The organism is Pseudomonas sp. C9-3 (genome assembly GCF_032392015.1).
In the GTDB taxonomy this organism is placed as follows: Bacteria; Pseudomonadota; Gammaproteobacteria; order Pseudomonadales; family Pseudomonadaceae; genus Pseudomonas; species Pseudomonas nitroreducens.
Map to the genome: position 1 here is coordinate 2,052,206 of NZ_CP135919.1, position 15,234 is coordinate 2,067,439.

At 67.0% G+C, this 15,234-nt stretch carries 13 protein-coding genes; 1 reads left to right on the plus strand and 12 read right to left on the minus strand.

The genetic code is table 11. The annotated features are described in order from the left end of the window. The 6 genes from imuA to RS899_RS09370 form a co-directional block, all read right to left on the minus strand. Nucleotides 1–615 carry a translesion DNA synthesis-associated protein ImuA gene (gene imuA, locus RS899_RS09345; protein ID WP_233298639.1) on the minus strand — a complete coding sequence of 205 codons (615 nt, stop codon included), beginning with the start codon at nucleotides 613–615 and terminating at the stop codon, nucleotides 1–3. Between the two features lie 377 nt (nucleotides 616–992). Further along, complete coding sequence (locus tag RS899_RS09350) at nucleotides 993–3,308, minus strand: ATP-dependent DNA helicase (protein WP_233298637.1); 2,316 nt, start codon at nucleotides 3,306–3,308, stop codon at nucleotides 993–995. Beyond that, nucleotides 3,305–4,954, minus strand: coding sequence for a VRR-NUC domain-containing protein (locus RS899_RS09355; protein ID WP_315809704.1), 1,650 nt, complete (start codon nucleotides 4,952–4,954; stop codon nucleotides 3,305–3,307). Before RS899_RS09355 ends, RS899_RS09350 begins: the two co-directional genes overlap by 4 nt. A 250-nt stretch (nucleotides 4,955–5,204) precedes the next feature. Continuing rightward, entirely contained in the window at nucleotides 5,205–6,143 is a 939-nt protein-coding gene (locus RS899_RS09360; protein ID WP_315809705.1) for a class I SAM-dependent methyltransferase, read from the minus strand. A 57-nt stretch (nucleotides 6,144–6,200) separates the two neighbouring features. Next, on the minus strand, nucleotides 6,201–6,686 hold the full coding sequence (locus RS899_RS09365; protein WP_315809706.1) for an ATP-binding protein: 486 nt from the start codon (nucleotides 6,684–6,686) through the stop codon (nucleotides 6,201–6,203). Further along, nucleotides 6,683–7,087: an SgcJ/EcaC family oxidoreductase gene (locus tag RS899_RS09370; protein ID WP_315809707.1), complete on the minus strand. Its 405-nt coding sequence runs from the start codon at nucleotides 7,085–7,087 to the stop codon at nucleotides 6,683–6,685. The genes RS899_RS09365 and RS899_RS09370 overlap by 4 nt, the downstream gene beginning before the upstream one ends. 270 nt (nucleotides 7,088–7,357) lie before the next feature. On the opposite strand from RS899_RS09370, the gene RS899_RS09375 reads away from it, so the two are divergent. Beyond that, complete coding sequence (locus RS899_RS09375; protein WP_233298626.1) at nucleotides 7,358–7,984, plus strand: DUF4157 domain-containing protein; 627 nt, start codon at nucleotides 7,358–7,360, stop codon at nucleotides 7,982–7,984. A gap of 17 nt (nucleotides 7,985–8,001) precedes the next feature. Here RS899_RS09375 and RS899_RS09380 read toward each other — a convergent pair whose 3' ends face one another. From RS899_RS09380 to RS899_RS09405, 6 genes are all read right to left on the minus strand, one after another. Further along, nucleotides 8,002–9,522 carry an efflux transporter outer membrane subunit gene (locus RS899_RS09380; RefSeq protein WP_315809708.1) on the minus strand — a complete coding sequence of 507 codons (1,521 nt, stop codon included), beginning with the start codon at nucleotides 9,520–9,522 and terminating at the stop codon, nucleotides 8,002–8,004. A gap of 21 nt (nucleotides 9,523–9,543) precedes the next feature. Beyond that, nucleotides 9,544–9,852 (minus strand): hypothetical protein, encoded by a 309-nt coding sequence (locus RS899_RS09385; protein ID WP_315809709.1) that lies wholly within the window; start codon nucleotides 9,850–9,852, stop codon nucleotides 9,544–9,546. Between the two features lie 66 nt (nucleotides 9,853–9,918). After that, on the minus strand, nucleotides 9,919–11,022 hold the full coding sequence (locus RS899_RS09390) for an ABC transporter permease (RefSeq protein ID WP_054910177.1): 1,104 nt from the start codon (nucleotides 11,020–11,022) through the stop codon (nucleotides 9,919–9,921). A gap of 5 nt (nucleotides 11,023–11,027) precedes the next feature. Beyond that, entirely contained in the window at nucleotides 11,028–12,158 is a 1,131-nt protein-coding gene (locus RS899_RS09395; RefSeq protein ID WP_054910178.1) for an ABC transporter permease, read from the minus strand. Next, entirely contained in the window at nucleotides 12,155–13,984 is a 1,830-nt protein-coding gene (locus RS899_RS09400; protein WP_233298618.1) for an ATP-binding cassette domain-containing protein, read from the minus strand. Before RS899_RS09400 ends, RS899_RS09395 begins: the two co-directional genes overlap by 4 nt. Next, nucleotides 13,984–14,985 carry an HlyD family efflux transporter periplasmic adaptor subunit gene (locus tag RS899_RS09405; RefSeq protein ID WP_315809710.1) on the minus strand — a complete coding sequence of 334 codons (1,002 nt, stop codon included), beginning with the start codon at nucleotides 14,983–14,985 and terminating at the stop codon, nucleotides 13,984–13,986. The genes RS899_RS09400 and RS899_RS09405 overlap by 1 nt, the downstream gene beginning before the upstream one ends. Nucleotides 14,986–15,234 lie beyond the last annotated feature (249 nt).

Consider the following 15,234-nt stretch of genomic DNA (forward strand, 5'->3'; position numbering starts at 1 on the left):
TCAGTGCCAGGGCAACGGGATGGGCCGCGCCGGCGCCAGCCCACCCCGGCACTTGAGTACGCGCAGCTGTGCCGGGGTGGCGTCCAGCGCCAGGCGCAACGCGGCGGGCGAGGGGTTGAGCGCTTCGCGCTGCGAACGATAGGCGATGGCCAGGGTCTGTCCGGTCTCGGCAGCCACCTGCAGGCGGCGCAGGGCGCGGTCGTCGGCCTGCTGCGGCCAGCACAGCACGGCGCCGCAACTGCCCGAGCGCAGGCACTGTTCGGCGGCCCAGAGGGCATCGCGGCCTTCGGCGCGGACGATGGCCAGTTGGTCGAGCATCACGCCGGCGGCCTGCCAGGCGGCCGGGTAGGGTACGTGGGGCGGCGCGACCAGCACGATGCGCTCGCCGGCTGCGCTGAGCCGCGCGAGGGTTGGCCAGACCAACTGAAGCTCGCCGACGCCTTCCTGGGCCAGGAGGATTTCGCTGAGGGCGGCTTCCGGCCAGCCACCGGTGGGCAGGGCCTGGTCCAGCACGGCGTGGCCGGTGGGTTGCTGGCTGGGTGGCAGGCCCTGGGGCTGGCCTTTCCAGACCTGGCGCTGGTGGAACAGGGTGTCGAGCGCAACCACGCTGCCCATCACGGCCTCCCGGCCGGCGAGCGGCGACAGTCATGCGCCCGGCAGGAGGGCCGGGGGGGAAGGATGGATGGGTGTGGCATGGGATTGCTCGGATATAACTGTATGGATATACAGTTTATCTGATGGGGTGGTGTCGTCAATGGCGGTTGGTCTGACGGCCATTCGGACGCGACGGAGCCCTTCGATAGATCGACTCCAGTATTTCTGTTCTCGTAGCAGCGGAGCTTCTCCGCGATCAGCCGGCAAGGCTGGCGCTGAGCGGGTTCGCGAGCAAGCTCGCTCCTACAGGTAAAGCCAGTGCACCCTTCGTAGGAGCGAGCTTGCTCGCGAACCGCACGGCACAAGGCCATTCCCCAAGTGAAAATCCCCGCAATGCGTTACAGCAGCAAAAAACCTTGCGGCTCTTTCGAGCGCGGCGGATCGGCAACGAACCTCAGCCGCTCCGGCTTCCACCACCCCGGCAACAACCGCCGCACCGCCGGCTGGTTGAATCGATCATCGAGCAGGTAGATCACCCCCGAATCCGTCGGCGTACGGATCACCCGGCCGGCCGCTTGGACGACCTTCTGCAAGCCGGGGAACAGGTAGGTGTAGTCGTAGCCATCGCCGAACATGGCCTGCATGCGCTGCTTGATCTCCTCGTTGACCTCGTTCACCTGCGGCAGGCCCAGCGTGGCGATGAAGGCGCCGATCAGGCGGTCGCCCGGCAGGTCGATGCCCTCGCCGAAGGCGCCGCCGAGCACGGCGAAGCCGATGCCCTGCGAGTGTGGGGTGAAGCGGTCGAGGAAAGCCTGGCGCTCGATCTCGTTCATGCTGCGCGACTGTACCCAGCGCGGAATGTCCGGGTGCTCGGCGGCGAAGCGCTCCAGCGCCTGCTGCAGGTAGGCGTAGCTGCTGAAGAAGGCCAGGTAGTTGCCGGGACGTGCGCGGAACTGCCGGGCCATCAGCGTGCTGATTGGCGACAGGCTGGCCTCGCGGTGCTGGTAGCGGGTGGATAGGTTGCTCAGCGCGTGGACTTCCAGTTGCTCCGCGCGGAAGGGCGATTCCACTTCGCGCCAGGTAGTGTCTTCCGGCAGGCCGAGCAGGTCGGCGTAGTAATTGGCCGGGTTCAGCGTGGCGGAGAACAGCGTGGTGCTGTGGGCCGCCTCGAAGCGTGGTTCGAGGAAGGGCGCCGGCACCACGTTGCGCAGGCACAGGGTGGAGAGCGTGCGCTGGCCGCTGCCGTCGTGGCGGGTGATGTCGAACAGCGAGTGTGGTCCGTAGGCTTCGGCCAGCCGGCAGAACAGCATGGCGTCGAGGTAGAAACGCAGCAGTTCGGCCTCGTTGCCGGTGGGCTGGTCCGTGAGGTGGTCGGTGATGGCGCTGACGGCTTTCTGCAGCGCGGCGATGAACAGGTCGGGCACCGTCGGGTAGATCTGGTAATCGACCTCCTGGTCGCGGTGCATCTGGTTCCAGTGGCGGCCGACGCGCTCCAGCACGCCTTTCAACCCGGCCGGGGCTACCTTGCGCAGGGCGTTGAACTCGGACTGGTCCAGTTCGGCGCTGTACATGCCGCGGCCGCGCTCGATGAGGTTGTGCGCCTCGTCCACCAGCAGGGTGACCTTCCAGTCGTTGAGCACGGTAAGGCCGTAGAGCAGGGCGTTCATGTCGAAGTAGTAGTTGTAGTCGCCCACCACCACGTCGGCCCAGCGGCACAGTTCCTGGCTCAGGTAGTAGGGGCAGACCTGGTGCTGCAGCGCCACGTCGCGCAGTGCTTCCTGGGTCAGCCAGCGATGCTTGAGCGCGGCCTCGCGGGCGGCGGGCAGGCGGTCGTAGAAACCCTTGGCCAAGGGGCAGGAATCGCCGTGGCAGGATTTGTCCGGGTGCTCGCAGGCCTTGTCGCGGGCGACGTGCTCCAGCACCCGCAGCGGCTGCGCGGCGTCCTGCTGGCGCAGGGTCGCCAGGGCGTCGAGGGCCAGGCGCCGGCCGGGAGTCTTGGCGGTGAGGAAGAACAGCCGGTCGAGCTTCTGGCCGGGGAAGGCCTTGAGCTGCGGGAACAGGGTGCCGAGGGTCTTGCCGATGCCGGTGGTGGCCTGGGCCATCAGCGTCTGGCCGTCGCGGGCGGCGCGGTAGACCGATTCGGCGAGCATGCGCTGGCCCTGGCGGAAGTCGGCGTAGGGGAAGCGCAGCGCTTCCAGGCCCTGGTCACGCTCGATGCGGTGGGCGCTTTCCTGCTCGGCCCATTTCACGAAGCGGCTGCATTGCAGCTCGAAGAAGGTACGCAGGTCATCGGCGGCGAAGCGCTCGCGGAATACCGTTTCCTTCTGGGTGATGACGTTGAAGTAGACGACGGCGAGATCGATGGCGTCGATCTCCAGTGTCTGGCAGAGCAGCCAGCCGTAAACCTTCACCTGCGCCCAGTGCAGCAGCCGGTGGTTCTGCGGGATGCGCGCGACGTCGCCTCGGTGGGTCTTGATCTCTTCCAGCAGATTGGCGTCGGGGTCGTAGCCATCGGCGCGGCCGCTGACCACCAGCCCCGGATACTCCCCGCGCAGCGGTAGCTCGGCGATATAGCCCAGGCCCCGGCGCGAGACCACCGTGGCGTGCCCGGCCATGCCTTCCTGGGCAGTGGGCGCGGGGGTGAAGCGCAGGTCGAGGTCACCTTCCTTGGCGGTGAATTCGCACAGCGCGCGCACGGCGACGGCGTAGCTCATTGGCTTTCGTCCGCCTCGCCCTGCCAGCGCACGTAGCAGACTTCCACCGGCATGCCGTGCTCGGCGCAGAAGGCCAGCCAGCGCTTCTGATTATCCTGCAGGCGGTCGCCCGGGCCTTTCACTTCGATCATCCGGTAGCGCGCCTCGCCGGGCCAGAACTGGATCAGGTCCGGCATGCCGGCGCGGTTGGCCTTCGGGTCGGCCAGCAGGCGCGCGAACCACAGCTTCAGGTGCGCGGCCGGCAGGCAGTGCAGGGCCTGTGTCAGCAGGCTCTCGTCGAGCAGCTCCCAGTGCACGAAGGGCGAGAGGATGCCGTGCTTGGCGGCGTAAGTCTCACGGATCGCAGCCAGATAGGCGTCGCTGTCCAGCAGTGCCAGGCGCGCGGCGAAGGCCTCGGCGCGGCGGCTGACGAAATCGCCGCGATACAGATCGCTCGGCCCGGCCTGGAAGGGGTGGAAGAAGGCGCCGGGCAGCGGAGCGAAGATCACCTCCCAGCAGAGCAGGCCGAACAGGCTGCAGACCAGCGCGTTTTCCACGTAGTGCACTGGCGCCTCTTCCTCGTGGAGCACGGATTGCACGGCGAATTCGACGTTGACGTCGGGGCGCGGCAGTTCCAGGTCGATACGCAACGGCGGTACGGGCTTGGCCACTTTTTCCTTCGGCAGCCCGAGTTGGCGGACCAGTCGCGTCAGCGCACGTTCCACAAGCTGCAGCTCGCCGTCGCTTTCCGGCGCGGTCAGTGCGGCCTGGACCAGTGCATGCGCTTCATCGAAGCGCTGCAGGCGTTCCAGCACGCGGATCTGCCGCTGCCGCGAGCCACCTGCGGAGGTTTGCCGATAGAGCGCCAGGGCGGCGTCCAGCTCGCCTTCACGCTCCAGCTGATAGGCCATGCGGTACAACAGGCGGGCGTGGCGAGCTTGCAGGTAGGCGTTGTCGCTGCGGAACTCGCCCAGTTCGACCAGCAGCTCGGCGATGGATTCGCCGGCGTCGAAGCGGACGGCGCCATTCCACAGGTGGATGTAGGCCTCCAGTTCATCGCGGCGGCGGAAGGCGCGGGAATCGGGGGTGAAGGGGACGGTTTCGTAGCGGAAGATGCCGAGGTCGGCAAGGACGAATTCGGACCAGTCCTGCTGCAGGTTGCCGAAGAACAGCAGGCGCAGACGGTCGCACAGCGGCGTCGCCATGAGGGTATAGAGGCGGTCGAGGTCCGGGTACCAGCTGTCGAATGGCTGCACCTGCTGGTGATAGGCGTGCAGGTGCTCGTACAACTCGGCCTTCTTCAGCGAGCCGCGCGGCAGGTCGTCGCGGAAGCGCGCGAGCAGTTCGTCCTTGAGCAGCAACGGCAGCAGTTCGTCCAGTGCCAGCGGGTAGTCATCGCTCAGCCAGCCGAGCTCCAGCAGCGGCGCGGCGGCCTTGGGGATATCGCCGATCTCGGCATAGCTCAGCTTGCCGGCGCGAAAGTGCGGTCCCTTGCGCATGACCAGCCGCACCAGCAGCGCCCGCGAGGGCAGCGGCAGCGCGCGGAAGTCCGCGATGAACCGGGCTTCCTCGGCGTCGAGCAGGTCGGCGTAGCGCTCGTCGATCCAGTCGAGGGCGCGGTGGAAGTTGGTCAGGTAGTAGAGGCTGGGGTCGAGCGGCGCAGACATCGGCGGGCACTGGTTTTACATACAGTGCCAAGGATGGCGCGATGGGGGCTTGGCTGCAAGGGCTCTGGCGGCCTTTCATCGGGATGCGTCTTACAAAAGAATGGCTTTCTGTAGGAGCGATCTTGATCGCGAACGCTCTAAACCTGGCGTTTCGGCGTGAAGCTCGGTTCGCGAGCAAGCTCGCTCCTACAGGGAAACTATGCCCGTCGTGGTTGGCGGATAACGCTGTAGGCGTTATGCGCCCTACGGGTCAATTCAGTCGGAACACCAGCGCCTTGAGGCCGCTGTCTTCTTCGATGTCGGCAAATTCCGGCGGATTCTCCAGGCGCTCGATGAAGCGCAGTTGCGGCGCCTCGGCGGCCATGCCCTGGAGCAGGAAGTCGACGCCAACGGCCGGGTCGTTCACGCAGGCCAGTACGGTACCGCTGCCGTCCAGCAGTTCCGGCAGGCGGCGCAGGACGCGGGCGTAGTCCTTGTCGAGGACGAAGCTGCCTTTCTGGAAGCTCGGCGGGTCGATGATGATCAGGTCGTAGGGGCCGGATTTCTTCACCTTGCCCCAGGACTTGAACAGGTCGTGGTCGAGGAAGCTGACCTTCGACAGGTCGTGGCTGTTCAGGCGGTGGTTGTCGCGGCCACGGCTGAGCGCGGCGCGGGCCATGTCGAGGTTGACCACCTTCTGCGCGCCGCCGGCGATGGCCGCCACGGAGAAGCCGCAGGTGTAGGCGAACAGGTTGAGCACGCGCAGGCCGCTGGCGTTGGCCTGTACCCACTGGCGGCCGTAGCGCATGTCGAGGAACAGGCCGTTGTTCTGCTTGCGGCCCAGGTCCAGTTGGTAGCGCAGCCCGTGCTCGGTGATCTGCCAGCCGTCGAATGCCTCGCCGTGGAGGACTTCCATCGTGCTTTCCAGGGTGTAGCGGTGCTGCAGCATCAGGCTGCGGGCGCCGGTGGCGCGCCAGGTTTCGCTTTGCGCCAGTTCGACCAGCATCGTCCTGAGTGCTGCCAGCTCGTCTTCGGCAGGCTCGCGGAACAGCGAAACCAGCAGCACGCCTTCCAGCCAATCTGCAGTCACGTGCTCCAGCCCCGGCCAGCGCCGGCCGCGGCCGTGGAACAGGCGGCGGGTCTCCGCGGGGGCGGGGTTCAGGGCCGCAAGCAGTTGCTCGCGCAGGGTAGCGATGGCGTCGGTGTTCATGCTTCGGGTCTTTCTACACAGGCTGATTCGGCGGATCGGGGCGGCGATTCTACGCGCTCAGGCGCCATGGCGCTGCACCCGCAGTTTTTCCTCCGGGCGCGGGGCGACGAAGTAGCGGTTGAGCGCCTCGTAGCCGGCCGGGTCCAGCGGCGCCGCCAGTGGTGCAATGGCATGGCGCGCCAGCAGGCGGCTGCGGCAGGTGGCCGGGTCGACGTCGAGGAAGTGCAGGCAATGCGCCGCGCCGGCCTGTTGTGCCAGGTCGATCAGCCAGCGGCGGTCGGCCAGGGTATTGGCGGTAATATCCAGCACTACGCTGGTGCCGGCGCGCAACAGGCCGACCACGTGCGGCCCCATCACCTTGCGTACACGGCGGGCGTAGAGCTGGTAGTCGTCGGGGCTGCTGATACCCCAGGGGAACAGCTCGGCCAGCCACTGTTCCTCGGCCAGCATCACGGTGCCCGGTGCTTCGGCCAGTTGTCGCGCCAGGCAGGACTTGCCCGACGCCGCCTTGCCGCACAGCAGGTGCAATGTGCCTGTACTCATGTCGTGGCCTCCAGCAGGTCGGTGCCGTAGGAGTTGTCCACGGCGCAGCGCCAGGCGCCATCGGCCTCGCGGCGAAAGACATAGGTGGCGCGGCGGGTCAGTTTGCCGTGGCTGGTGTCGAGCAGGGTCTGCGCCACGACCAGCGCGGTGTCGCTGGTCTCGAGGATTTCCAGGCGGCCCTGGCGCACCCGCAGGTTGTGCCCGAAGTGCTCGGCGATGGCGACGAAGGCCTGGCGGATCTGCCCCTTGCCGCGTGCGAACAGGCCGGGCTTGACCACCAGCAGGGCGTCGTCGGTGTAGAAGTCGATCAGCGCGTCGAAATCCTCGCGGCCGATGGCTTCGTCGGCGGCCTGGATGAGCGCTTGCAGCGGGTGCTGTTGTGGGGGGAATGCCTGATCCATCAGTGTCTCCTTGTTCGGGAGCCTCGGACGGCGGGCATTAAAAAACCCGCCGGGAGGCGGGTTTGGTTGTTCGCGGAATGCGCTAACCCACCATCGGAGCGATGGTGGTAATAATCTGCTGGAAGGTGCGGTTGGCGGCATTCATGGGTCAGAAGCTAGCAGAAAATTCCCGCGCTGCGCCAGTGCTCTTTTTTCCTCGCGCCGTGGCATGATCGCGCCGCGCCGTGGTCCAAACGCCAAGTCTTTCTCCACGCTGTAGCGGAGTCTTCCATGCCATCCTTCCTACCGACCCGCCTCCTGCGCGCGCTGACGCTGCTGGCCGGGTTGGCCGTCTGCGCGTCTGCCTCCGCCGTCGCGCCCAGTTGCCCGACGGGGCAGCGCCAGGTCTGCCTGGACAGCTGCGTGTGCCTGCCCGACCTGGGTGCCGTGCTCGGGCCGGTCCTCTCGGACACCCGCAAGGTCGCCGCCCAGGCACTGGGCGTCTGGCTGCAACAGTCCCGCGAGCAGGCGGAGCAGGGCGGCACCGAGCCGATCCCGCTGGAAATCCGCGCTCAGCTGCAGGGCTACTTTTCCGATGACGTGCTGATGGGCGCGCGCTACTCCACCGGCGCGCTGGACCAACTCAACGCCGCCCAGGCGATGATGCAGAACCCCGACACGGAGGCCGTCACCCTGGTCGACGTGATCGTCTTCCGCCGCGAGGAAGACGCGCAGAAGGACGTCGCGCTCTGGGCTCACGAGCTGTGGCATGTAAAGCAGTACCAGGAATGGGGCGTGCAGGGCTTCGCCACGCGCTACACCGACGACTTCGACGCCGTGGAGGCGCCGGCCTACGAAATGGCGCGGCGAGTGGCGAAGGACCTGCGCGATGGCAAGCTGGCCGCTCCGGCGCCATAGCGCTCGCGAGTCCTTGCTCAGCGAGCGGCGGTGGCTTCCGGAGTCGGCGTATCGCTGCGACTGACTTCCAGGGCCGGCGTACCTCCGCCCAGGGCCTTGCACAGGGCGATCAGCGTCAGGCGCAGCTGGGTGTCGCTGTCCACCACGTCGCGGCGTGATTGCAGGTAGGCGCGCTGGGCGTCCAGTTCCACCAGGAAGTCGGTCATGCCGCCGGCGTAGCGCGCCTTGGCCATGCCGTAGGCGGCGTCGCTGCTGTGCAGTTTTTCCTGCAGGCGCTGGTTGCGCTGGCGTTCGGCGCCGTAGTGGCTCAGCGCGTCGTCGACTTCCTGCCAGGCCTTGAGCACGGTCTGCTGGTAGGACACGGCGGCTTCCTGCTGCTCCAGCTTGCGCAGGTTGATCTGCGAGCGGCGCCGGCCGTTGTCGAAAATCGGCAGGGAGAGGCTCGGGCCGACCGTCCAGGTCCGGCTTCCCCAATCGCCGAATTTGCTGTCTTCCACCGACTCGTAGCCGAAATGCGCGCCCAGGCGGATGGTCGGATAGAGGTCGGCTACGGCCACGCCGATGTTCGCGGTGGCGGCGTGCAGTTGGGCCTCGGCGGCGCGGATATCCGGGCGCCGGCGCGCCACTTCCGAGGGCAGGCCGAGGCTCAGGTCCGGTGTCTGCGGCGCAGTCTGCGCGACAGGCTTCAGGTCCTCGCGCAGGCTGCCCGGTTCGGCGCCGATCAGTACGCCGATCTGGTTGATCGCCGCGCTTTCGCTGGCCTGCAGTTGCGGCAGGCTGGAACGCAGCTCGGCGAGCTGGCCGCGCTGGCGTTCGACATCGAAATCGTCCACCAGGCCGCCATCGGCGCGCACCTGGATCAGTTGCATGGACTCCTCGGTGGCGGCGATGTCCTGCTGCGCCACGGCGATCTGTTGCTGCACGCCACGCAGCTCGAAGTAACTGCGGGCCAGTTCCGCCGAAACGCCCAGGCGGGTTTCCTCGAACATCGCCTGCTGCGCATCGACGCTGGCATCGGCGGCCTCGATGGAGCGACGGATGCGGCCCCACAGATCGGGCTCCCACGAAGCGTCGAAGCCAGCCTGGTAAAGCGTGAAGGGCTCGGCCAGGACCTTGGCGATCTGGCCGCTGTCACCGGTCGGTGCGATGCGCTGGATCATCAGGGCGTTGGAGCCGTTCTCGCTCAGGCGCTGGCGATTCACTGCCGCCGAGGCGTTGACGTCGACGCCGCGCTGGGCCGCCACCATCTGCCGCTGCATGCGGCTCTGGGCGAAGCGCAGCACGGCAGTCTTGAGGTCCGGGCTGGCCTTGTCGGCGCGGCGTTGCAGGTTGTTCAGCACCGGGTCGTTGAACAGGGTCCACCAGTCCTCGCTGAGCCGGGTACTGCCCTCCACCGGGTGCAGTTGTCCGGCGCCGGCGTGGGCGGCCTGCCAGCTCGCCGGTGCCTGGGTTTTCGGCGCTTCGTAGTCGGGGCCGACGGCGCAGCCGGCGAGGCTACTCAGCAGGGCCAGGGAGACGAAACGGGAAGTGAGGTTCATGGGTGACACCCTCTTGCAGACCTAGTCATCCGAAGTGCCCTCGAAGCGTCGCGCGACATAGCCCATCAGCAGGCCGCCGACGATGCCGATCACGCCGCAGGCCAGACCCATGGAGCGGTTGGTCACCATGCCGACGTTCTTCACGTGGGTGGGCAGGCCGAGCAGGCCGATGAAGAACAGCATCGCCACCGACAGGGCGATCAGGTAGATGCCGCCCGCGCGCCAGGACTGGGTGGGAATGCCTTTCCTGCGGCAGTACCGGTGGCCCAGCCAGAACGGCAGCAGAAGCTGGGTAACGAGGAAGACGATGAAGCTGCTGGTGTCGCTCATGGCTGTCCATTTCCGAAATAGGTCACCGCCAGGGTATTGCATTCGCTCGCCATGCCGGGTGACCCGTTACGCAAGCCGGTGGCGGAACAGCCACGAGGCGAGCGGCAAGGTGACGGCCGCGACCACCAGCATGGGGATCAGGTTGAGCCCCACGTCGGCCAGGGTCGCGCCTTCGAGGTACACCCGCTGGATCAGGTCGATGCCGAAGCGCAGCGGGTTGGCGTAGGTCACGATCTGCAGGAACTCGGGCATGTTGCGTACCGGCGTGGCGAGGCCGGAGAGCAGCGTCAGCGGCATGATCAGCACGAAGGTGTAGAGCATCGCCTGCTGCATGTTCAGCGACACGGCGGAGATCGACATGCCCAGCCCGACGCAGGCGATGGTGAAGACCGTCAGCCCGCCGTAGAGGTTGAACAGCGAGCCGGCCATGGGTATTCGGAACCAGAACAGCGCCATCAGCAGCACCAGCGTGGCCTGCACCAGGCCGATGAGCAGCGGCGGGATGGCTTTGCCGAACATGATTTCCAGCGGTGTGTAGGGCGTCACCAGCAACTGGTCGAAGGTGCCCTGTTCGCGTTCGCGGGCAACCGAGAGGGCAGTGAGCATCAGCGTCTGCATCATGCTCAGGGTGGCGATCAGCGCGGGGATCAGCGGCCAGCGGGTTTCCAGGTTGGGGTTGTACCAGGAGCGGCTGACCACGCTGATCGGCGCCGAGGCCAGGCCCTGTTCGCGGTTGAACTGGTCCACCACCACGGCGAGCCCGGCAGCGGCGGAGCCGGCGGTGTTGGAGTTGCGCCCGTCGAGGATGACCTGGATCGGCGCCGGGTCGCCCTGGGCGAGGCGGGTCTGGAAATCCGAGGGGATGTGGATCACCAGCAGCGCTTTCTGCTCGTCGATCACCGTCTGGATTTCTTCCACGCGGGTCAGCGTCGCTACCCGGTGGAAGATGCCGCTGCCGTCCAGGCGCGAAATCAGCCGCGTGGAGGATTCGCTATGGCTCAGGTCGAGGATGGCGTAGGGCGCGTCGTTGAGGTCGAAGGTCACGGCGTAGCCGAACAGCACGCTCTGCATCAGCACCGGCGCCACCAGCACGATGCGGTTGGCCGGGTCCTTGAGGATCACCAGCAGTTCCTTGCGCCACAGGTTGAGGATGCGCCAGAGAAATTCCATGCGAGTCAGTCCAGCCGCTTGCGCGTTACCAGCCGCGCCAGGCCCAGCAGGGCGACGGCGTAGGCGGCGAGGATGGCGCAGTTCTTGAAGATCATCGGCCAGAAGTCGCCGGCCAGGAACAGGGATTTCACCAGCTCCATGAAGTAGGTAGCCGGCAGCAGGTTGCCGATCACGCGGATGGCGGTCGGTACGTTGCGCAGGTCGAAGATGAAGCCCGAGAGCATCATCGCCGGCAGGAAGCTGGCGAGCAGGGCGATCTGGCTGGCGAGGAACTGGTTCTTGGTCACCGCCGAGATCAGCAGGCCAATGCCCAGCGCCACCAGCATGTAGAGCATGGAGGAGATCACCAGCACGATGAAGGAGCCGTAGATCGGCACGTCGAACAGGAAGCGTGCGGCGAGCAGGCACAGCGCCAGGCCGATCATGCCAATGCCGAAGCAGGGGATGATCTTCGCCAGGAGGATTTCCACCGGACGCACCGGCGTGACGAACAGTGCCTCCAGCGTGCCGCGTTCCCACTCGCGGGCCATCACCAGGGCGGTGAGGAAGGCGCCCACCAGCGTCATGATCAGCACGATCAGGCCCGGCACCAGGTACCAGGTGCTGGTGTTGGCGGCGTTGAACCACATGCGCTGGACGATGGTGACCGCGCCAGCCTGGCTCGCTGAGCCGGCGCCACGGTCGGCCTGCTTCTCGGCGTAGCCCGCCAGCGCGCTGCTGACGTAGGTGGAGACGCTGGCGGCGCGGGTGGCGTCCGAACCCTGCACCAGCACCTGGATCTGCGCGTTGCCGTCGTTCAGGCGGCGGGTGAAGTCAGAGGGGAACTGCACCACTGCATCCACCTCGCGGGCTCGCATCAGCTTCTCGCCCTCGGCGTAGGAGCGCACCAGGTGCGGCTCCAGGTATTCGGTGCGGCTGATCCCTGCGGCCACATCACGGGCCACGGGGGAGGGATCGTCGAGGACGATGGCGACGATGGCGCGTTTCACGTCCAGCGACAGGCCATAGCCGAAGATCAGGATCAGCGCGATGGGCAGGCCGATGCCGATCAGCAGGTTGCTGCGGTCGCGTACCAGCTGCCGCACTTCCTTGCGGGTCAGCGAGGCCAGGCGCCGCCAGAAGCCGCCGGCGCTCATGCGGACTCCACCTTGGCGTGCCCGTGGCTGGCCTCATGCCGGTTGGTTTCGACGCGATTGGTTTCGACGATCCGGATGAACGCCTGCTCCATGTTCAGCGTGCTGCCCTTGCCGCCGGCCTGTTCGCGCACTTCCCGCGGCGTGCCCATGGCCAGCAGCTTGCCGGCGTCCTGGATGACGATGCGGTCGCAGTACTCGGCCTCTTCCATGAAGTGCGTGGTGATGATGATGGTGGTGCCGGACGCCGCCAGCGCCGTGATGCGCTGCCAGAAGCCGCGGCGGGCGAGGGGATCGGCACCGCTGGTGGGTTCGTCGAGGAAGAGGATTTCCGGCTCGTGGAGCAGGCCCACCGCCATCGCCAGGCGCTGCTTGAAGCCGCCGGGCAGCTGGCCGCTGGGCGAGTCCTCCTGCCCGGCGAGGTCGAACTGGTGGGATACCTCCGCCATTCGCTGCTTCAGCTGCTTGCCGCCCAGGCCATAGGCGCCGCCGAAGAAGCGCAGGTTTTCCGCCACCGATAGGTTGCCGTAGAGGGAGAACTTCTGCGACACGTAGCCGACCTTGCGCCGTGCCTGGGCCCGAGCATTGCGCAGGTTGACCCCGGCCACCTGCAGCGTGCCGCTGGTGGCGGGCAACAGCCCGCAGAGCATGCGGAAGGTGGTGGTCTTGCCGGCGCCGTTGGGGCCGAGCAGGCCGAAGATTTCCCCACGGTGCACGCTGAAGCTGGTGCTGGCCACGGCGGTGAAGTCGCCGAACTTGCGCACCAGATCCTTCACTTCGATCACCGTTTCGTCGCTGTCGGCGTGGCCCTCTCCGTGGCGACGAGTGCCGGCCTTGAGCGATTCCATGTCGACTTGCTCGGCATCGCTGCGGGCGCGCAGCAGGAACATGAAGCCGTCTTCCAGGCGCGCATCCACCTGGCGTACCGGGGCGCCATCGAGTAGCTGGTCGAGCTTGCCCTGATCCGCATCGGGCTGGCGGATGAAGCGCACTTCGCCCGATTGCGGTACGGCATCGACGATGTTCTGGTGGTCGTCCAGCAGCCGCGCCTGCAAGGTGCGCGCAGGTTCGTCCTGGGGCGGGGTGGCGATGAAGCAGAGGTTGTCGGCGTGCTCGCGGATCGATGCCGGGTCGCCCTTGGCCATCAGTTGGCCCTGGTGCAGCAGGAAGACTTCGGCGCAGCGCTCGGCCTCGTCCATGTACGAGGTGGAGACCAGCACACTGAGCTGCTCCTGCTCGATCAGCTGCTGGATGATCTCCCACAGCTCGCGGCGCGACAGCGGGTCGACGCCGACGGTGGGTTCATCGAGCAGCAGCAGGTCCGGCGAGCGAACCAGCGTGCAGGCCAGCCCGAGCTTCTGCTTCATGCCGCCGGAGAGCTTGCCTGCCGGGCGGTCGGTGAAGCGCGCCAGGTCGGTCATTTCCAGCAGGCGCTGGTAGCGCTCCTGGCGTTCCTTGTGCGGCACGCCGTGGAGGTCCGCGTAGAGGTCGAGGTTCTCCTGCACGCTCAGGTCTTCATAGAGGCCGAAGCGCTGCGGCATGTAGCTGATGCGGTCCTGGACCTGCTGCGGGTGGGCGTGGACGTCCAGGTCGAGCACGGTCAGCGTGCCGGCGTCGGCCTGCAGCAGCCCGGCGACCAGGCGCAGGAAGGTGGTCTTGCCGGCGCCGTCCGGGCCGACCAGCGCGGTGAGCTGGCCGCGCGGGATATCCAGCGAGATGTCCTTGAGTGCCTGCACGGTCTTGCCCGACTCCTTCACCAGGAAGTGCTTGGCCAGGCCCTCGGCGCGGATGACCGGGCCTCCGTGGTGGGTTCCCTGAGTCGAGGCCATCAACGCGGCTCGTCGGCGAAGCGCACCGTGGCCGGCATGCCCAGGCGCAGGCGGTTGTCCGGGTCGGCGACCAGCACGCGCACTTCGTACACGAGGCTGGTACGCAGCTCTTCGGTCTGTACCGATTTCGGGGTGAACTCGGCCACCGAGGAGATGAAGCCGACATGGCCGTCGATGGCCTGGTCCGGGTGGCTGTCGGTGAACACCTGCGCCTTCATGCCCGGCTTGATGCGGCCCAGGTTGGTTTCGCTGACGTAGGCGCGAATCCATTTCGGGTCGGTCAGCGCCAGTGAATACACCGGGCGCTGCGGCGAGGCCATGTCGCCGGGTTCCAGCAGGCGCGAGCGCACGGTGGCGTTCTGCGGGGCTTTAAGATCGGCCTCGTCGAGGTTGTGCTGCAGCAGCGCCACATCGGCGCGGGCGGCAGCGAGCTGGGCGTCGGCCTGGGCGATGTCTTCCGCCCGCGGGCCGATCTGCGCCAGGCGCAGGGATTTCTGGCGGTCTTCCAGCTCGGCCTGGGCGACCTTCTGCTGCGAGGTGGCGCTGTCGATGTCCTGCTGACTCACGGCGCGGCCGCCGGGGCTGTTGGCACGGATGCTCTCAAGCCGACGCAGTTGGGTGTTGGCGAGGTCGAGCTGGGCGCGGGCGGCCTTGTCCTGAGCTTTCGCGCGGTCGATGTCCTCGGGACGCGAGCCGTTTTTCAGGCGCAGCAGGTTCTGCTCCTGGGCGGCGATCTGCGCCTGGGCCTTGTCGATCTGCAGGCGCAGGGTTCGGGTATCGAGGCTGGCGAGCACATCGCCGGCCTTTACCTGGTCGCCTTCCTCGACATTCATCTTCGCGATGCGCTCGCTGCCGGTGAAGGCCAGCGACACCTGGCGGATGTCCACGTTGCCGTAGAGCACCAGGCGTTTGTCATCACTCTCGCGAGAGTGCAGGTACCACCACACTCCGCCCCCCAGCAGCAGCGCCACGAGCGCTACCAGCACCAGCTTCTTAGGCATGCAGGCCTTCCCTGTTTCATGACAGCCCGATGAAGGATAGACAGTTCCACGCCAGCCATGAGGACCTGTATCAATGTCGAAACGCTCTGGCCTGCAGGCCCGGCCGTTTCGATGACCATTCGGCAGCGACAGAGGATGAAGGTTTCAATTCGATGGCGCCGCCGTACGGGCTGACCTTGTGCGTTTCGTCAGCTCCCGCGTCATCGGCCGGATTGCCTGTTAGCGTGGAGTAACACCCCTCATGGAGAT

What these genes read in the sequence shown, in the direction of transcription:
- RS899_RS09355 (WP_315809704.1), bottom strand. Translation starts at nt 4,954, where the DNA reads ATGTCTGCGCCGCTCGACCCCAGCCTCTACTACCTGACCAACTTCCAC.
- RS899_RS09390 (WP_054910177.1), bottom strand. Translation starts at nt 11,022, where the DNA reads ATGGAATTTCTCTGGCGCATCCTCAACCTGTGGCGCAAGGAACTGCTG.
- RS899_RS09395 (WP_054910178.1), bottom strand. Translation starts at nt 12,158, where the DNA reads ATGAGCGCCGGCGGCTTCTGGCGGCGCCTGGCCTCGCTGACCCGCAAG.
- RS899_RS09360 (WP_315809705.1), bottom strand. Translation starts at nt 6,143, where the DNA reads ATGAACACCGACGCCATCGCTACCCTGCGCGAGCAACTGCTTGCGGCC.
- imuA (WP_233298639.1), bottom strand. Translation starts at nt 615, where the DNA reads ATGGGCAGCGTGGTTGCGCTCGACACCCTGTTCCACCAGCGCCAGGTC.
- RS899_RS09370 (WP_315809707.1), bottom strand. Translation starts at nt 7,087, where the DNA reads ATGGATCAGGCATTCCCCCCACAACAGCACCCGCTGCAAGCGCTCATC.
- RS899_RS09350 (WP_233298637.1), bottom strand. Translation starts at nt 3,308, where the DNA reads ATGAGCTACGCCGTCGCCGTGCGCGCGCTGTGCGAATTCACCGCCAAG.
- RS899_RS09375 (WP_233298626.1), top strand. Translation starts at nt 7,358, where the DNA reads ATGCCATCCTTCCTACCGACCCGCCTCCTGCGCGCGCTGACGCTGCTG.
- RS899_RS09385 (WP_315809709.1), bottom strand. Translation starts at nt 9,852, where the DNA reads ATGAGCGACACCAGCAGCTTCATCGTCTTCCTCGTTACCCAGCTTCTG.
- RS899_RS09380 (WP_315809708.1), bottom strand. Translation starts at nt 9,522, where the DNA reads ATGAACCTCACTTCCCGTTTCGTCTCCCTGGCCCTGCTGAGTAGCCTC.
- RS899_RS09365 (WP_315809706.1), bottom strand. Translation starts at nt 6,686, where the DNA reads ATGAGTACAGGCACATTGCACCTGCTGTGCGGCAAGGCGGCGTCGGGC.
- RS899_RS09405 (WP_315809710.1), bottom strand. Translation starts at nt 14,985, where the DNA reads ATGCCTAAGAAGCTGGTGCTGGTAGCGCTCGTGGCGCTGCTGCTGGGG.
- RS899_RS09400 (WP_233298618.1), bottom strand. Translation starts at nt 13,984, where the DNA reads ATGGCCTCGACTCAGGGAACCCACCACGGAGGCCCGGTCATCCGCGCC.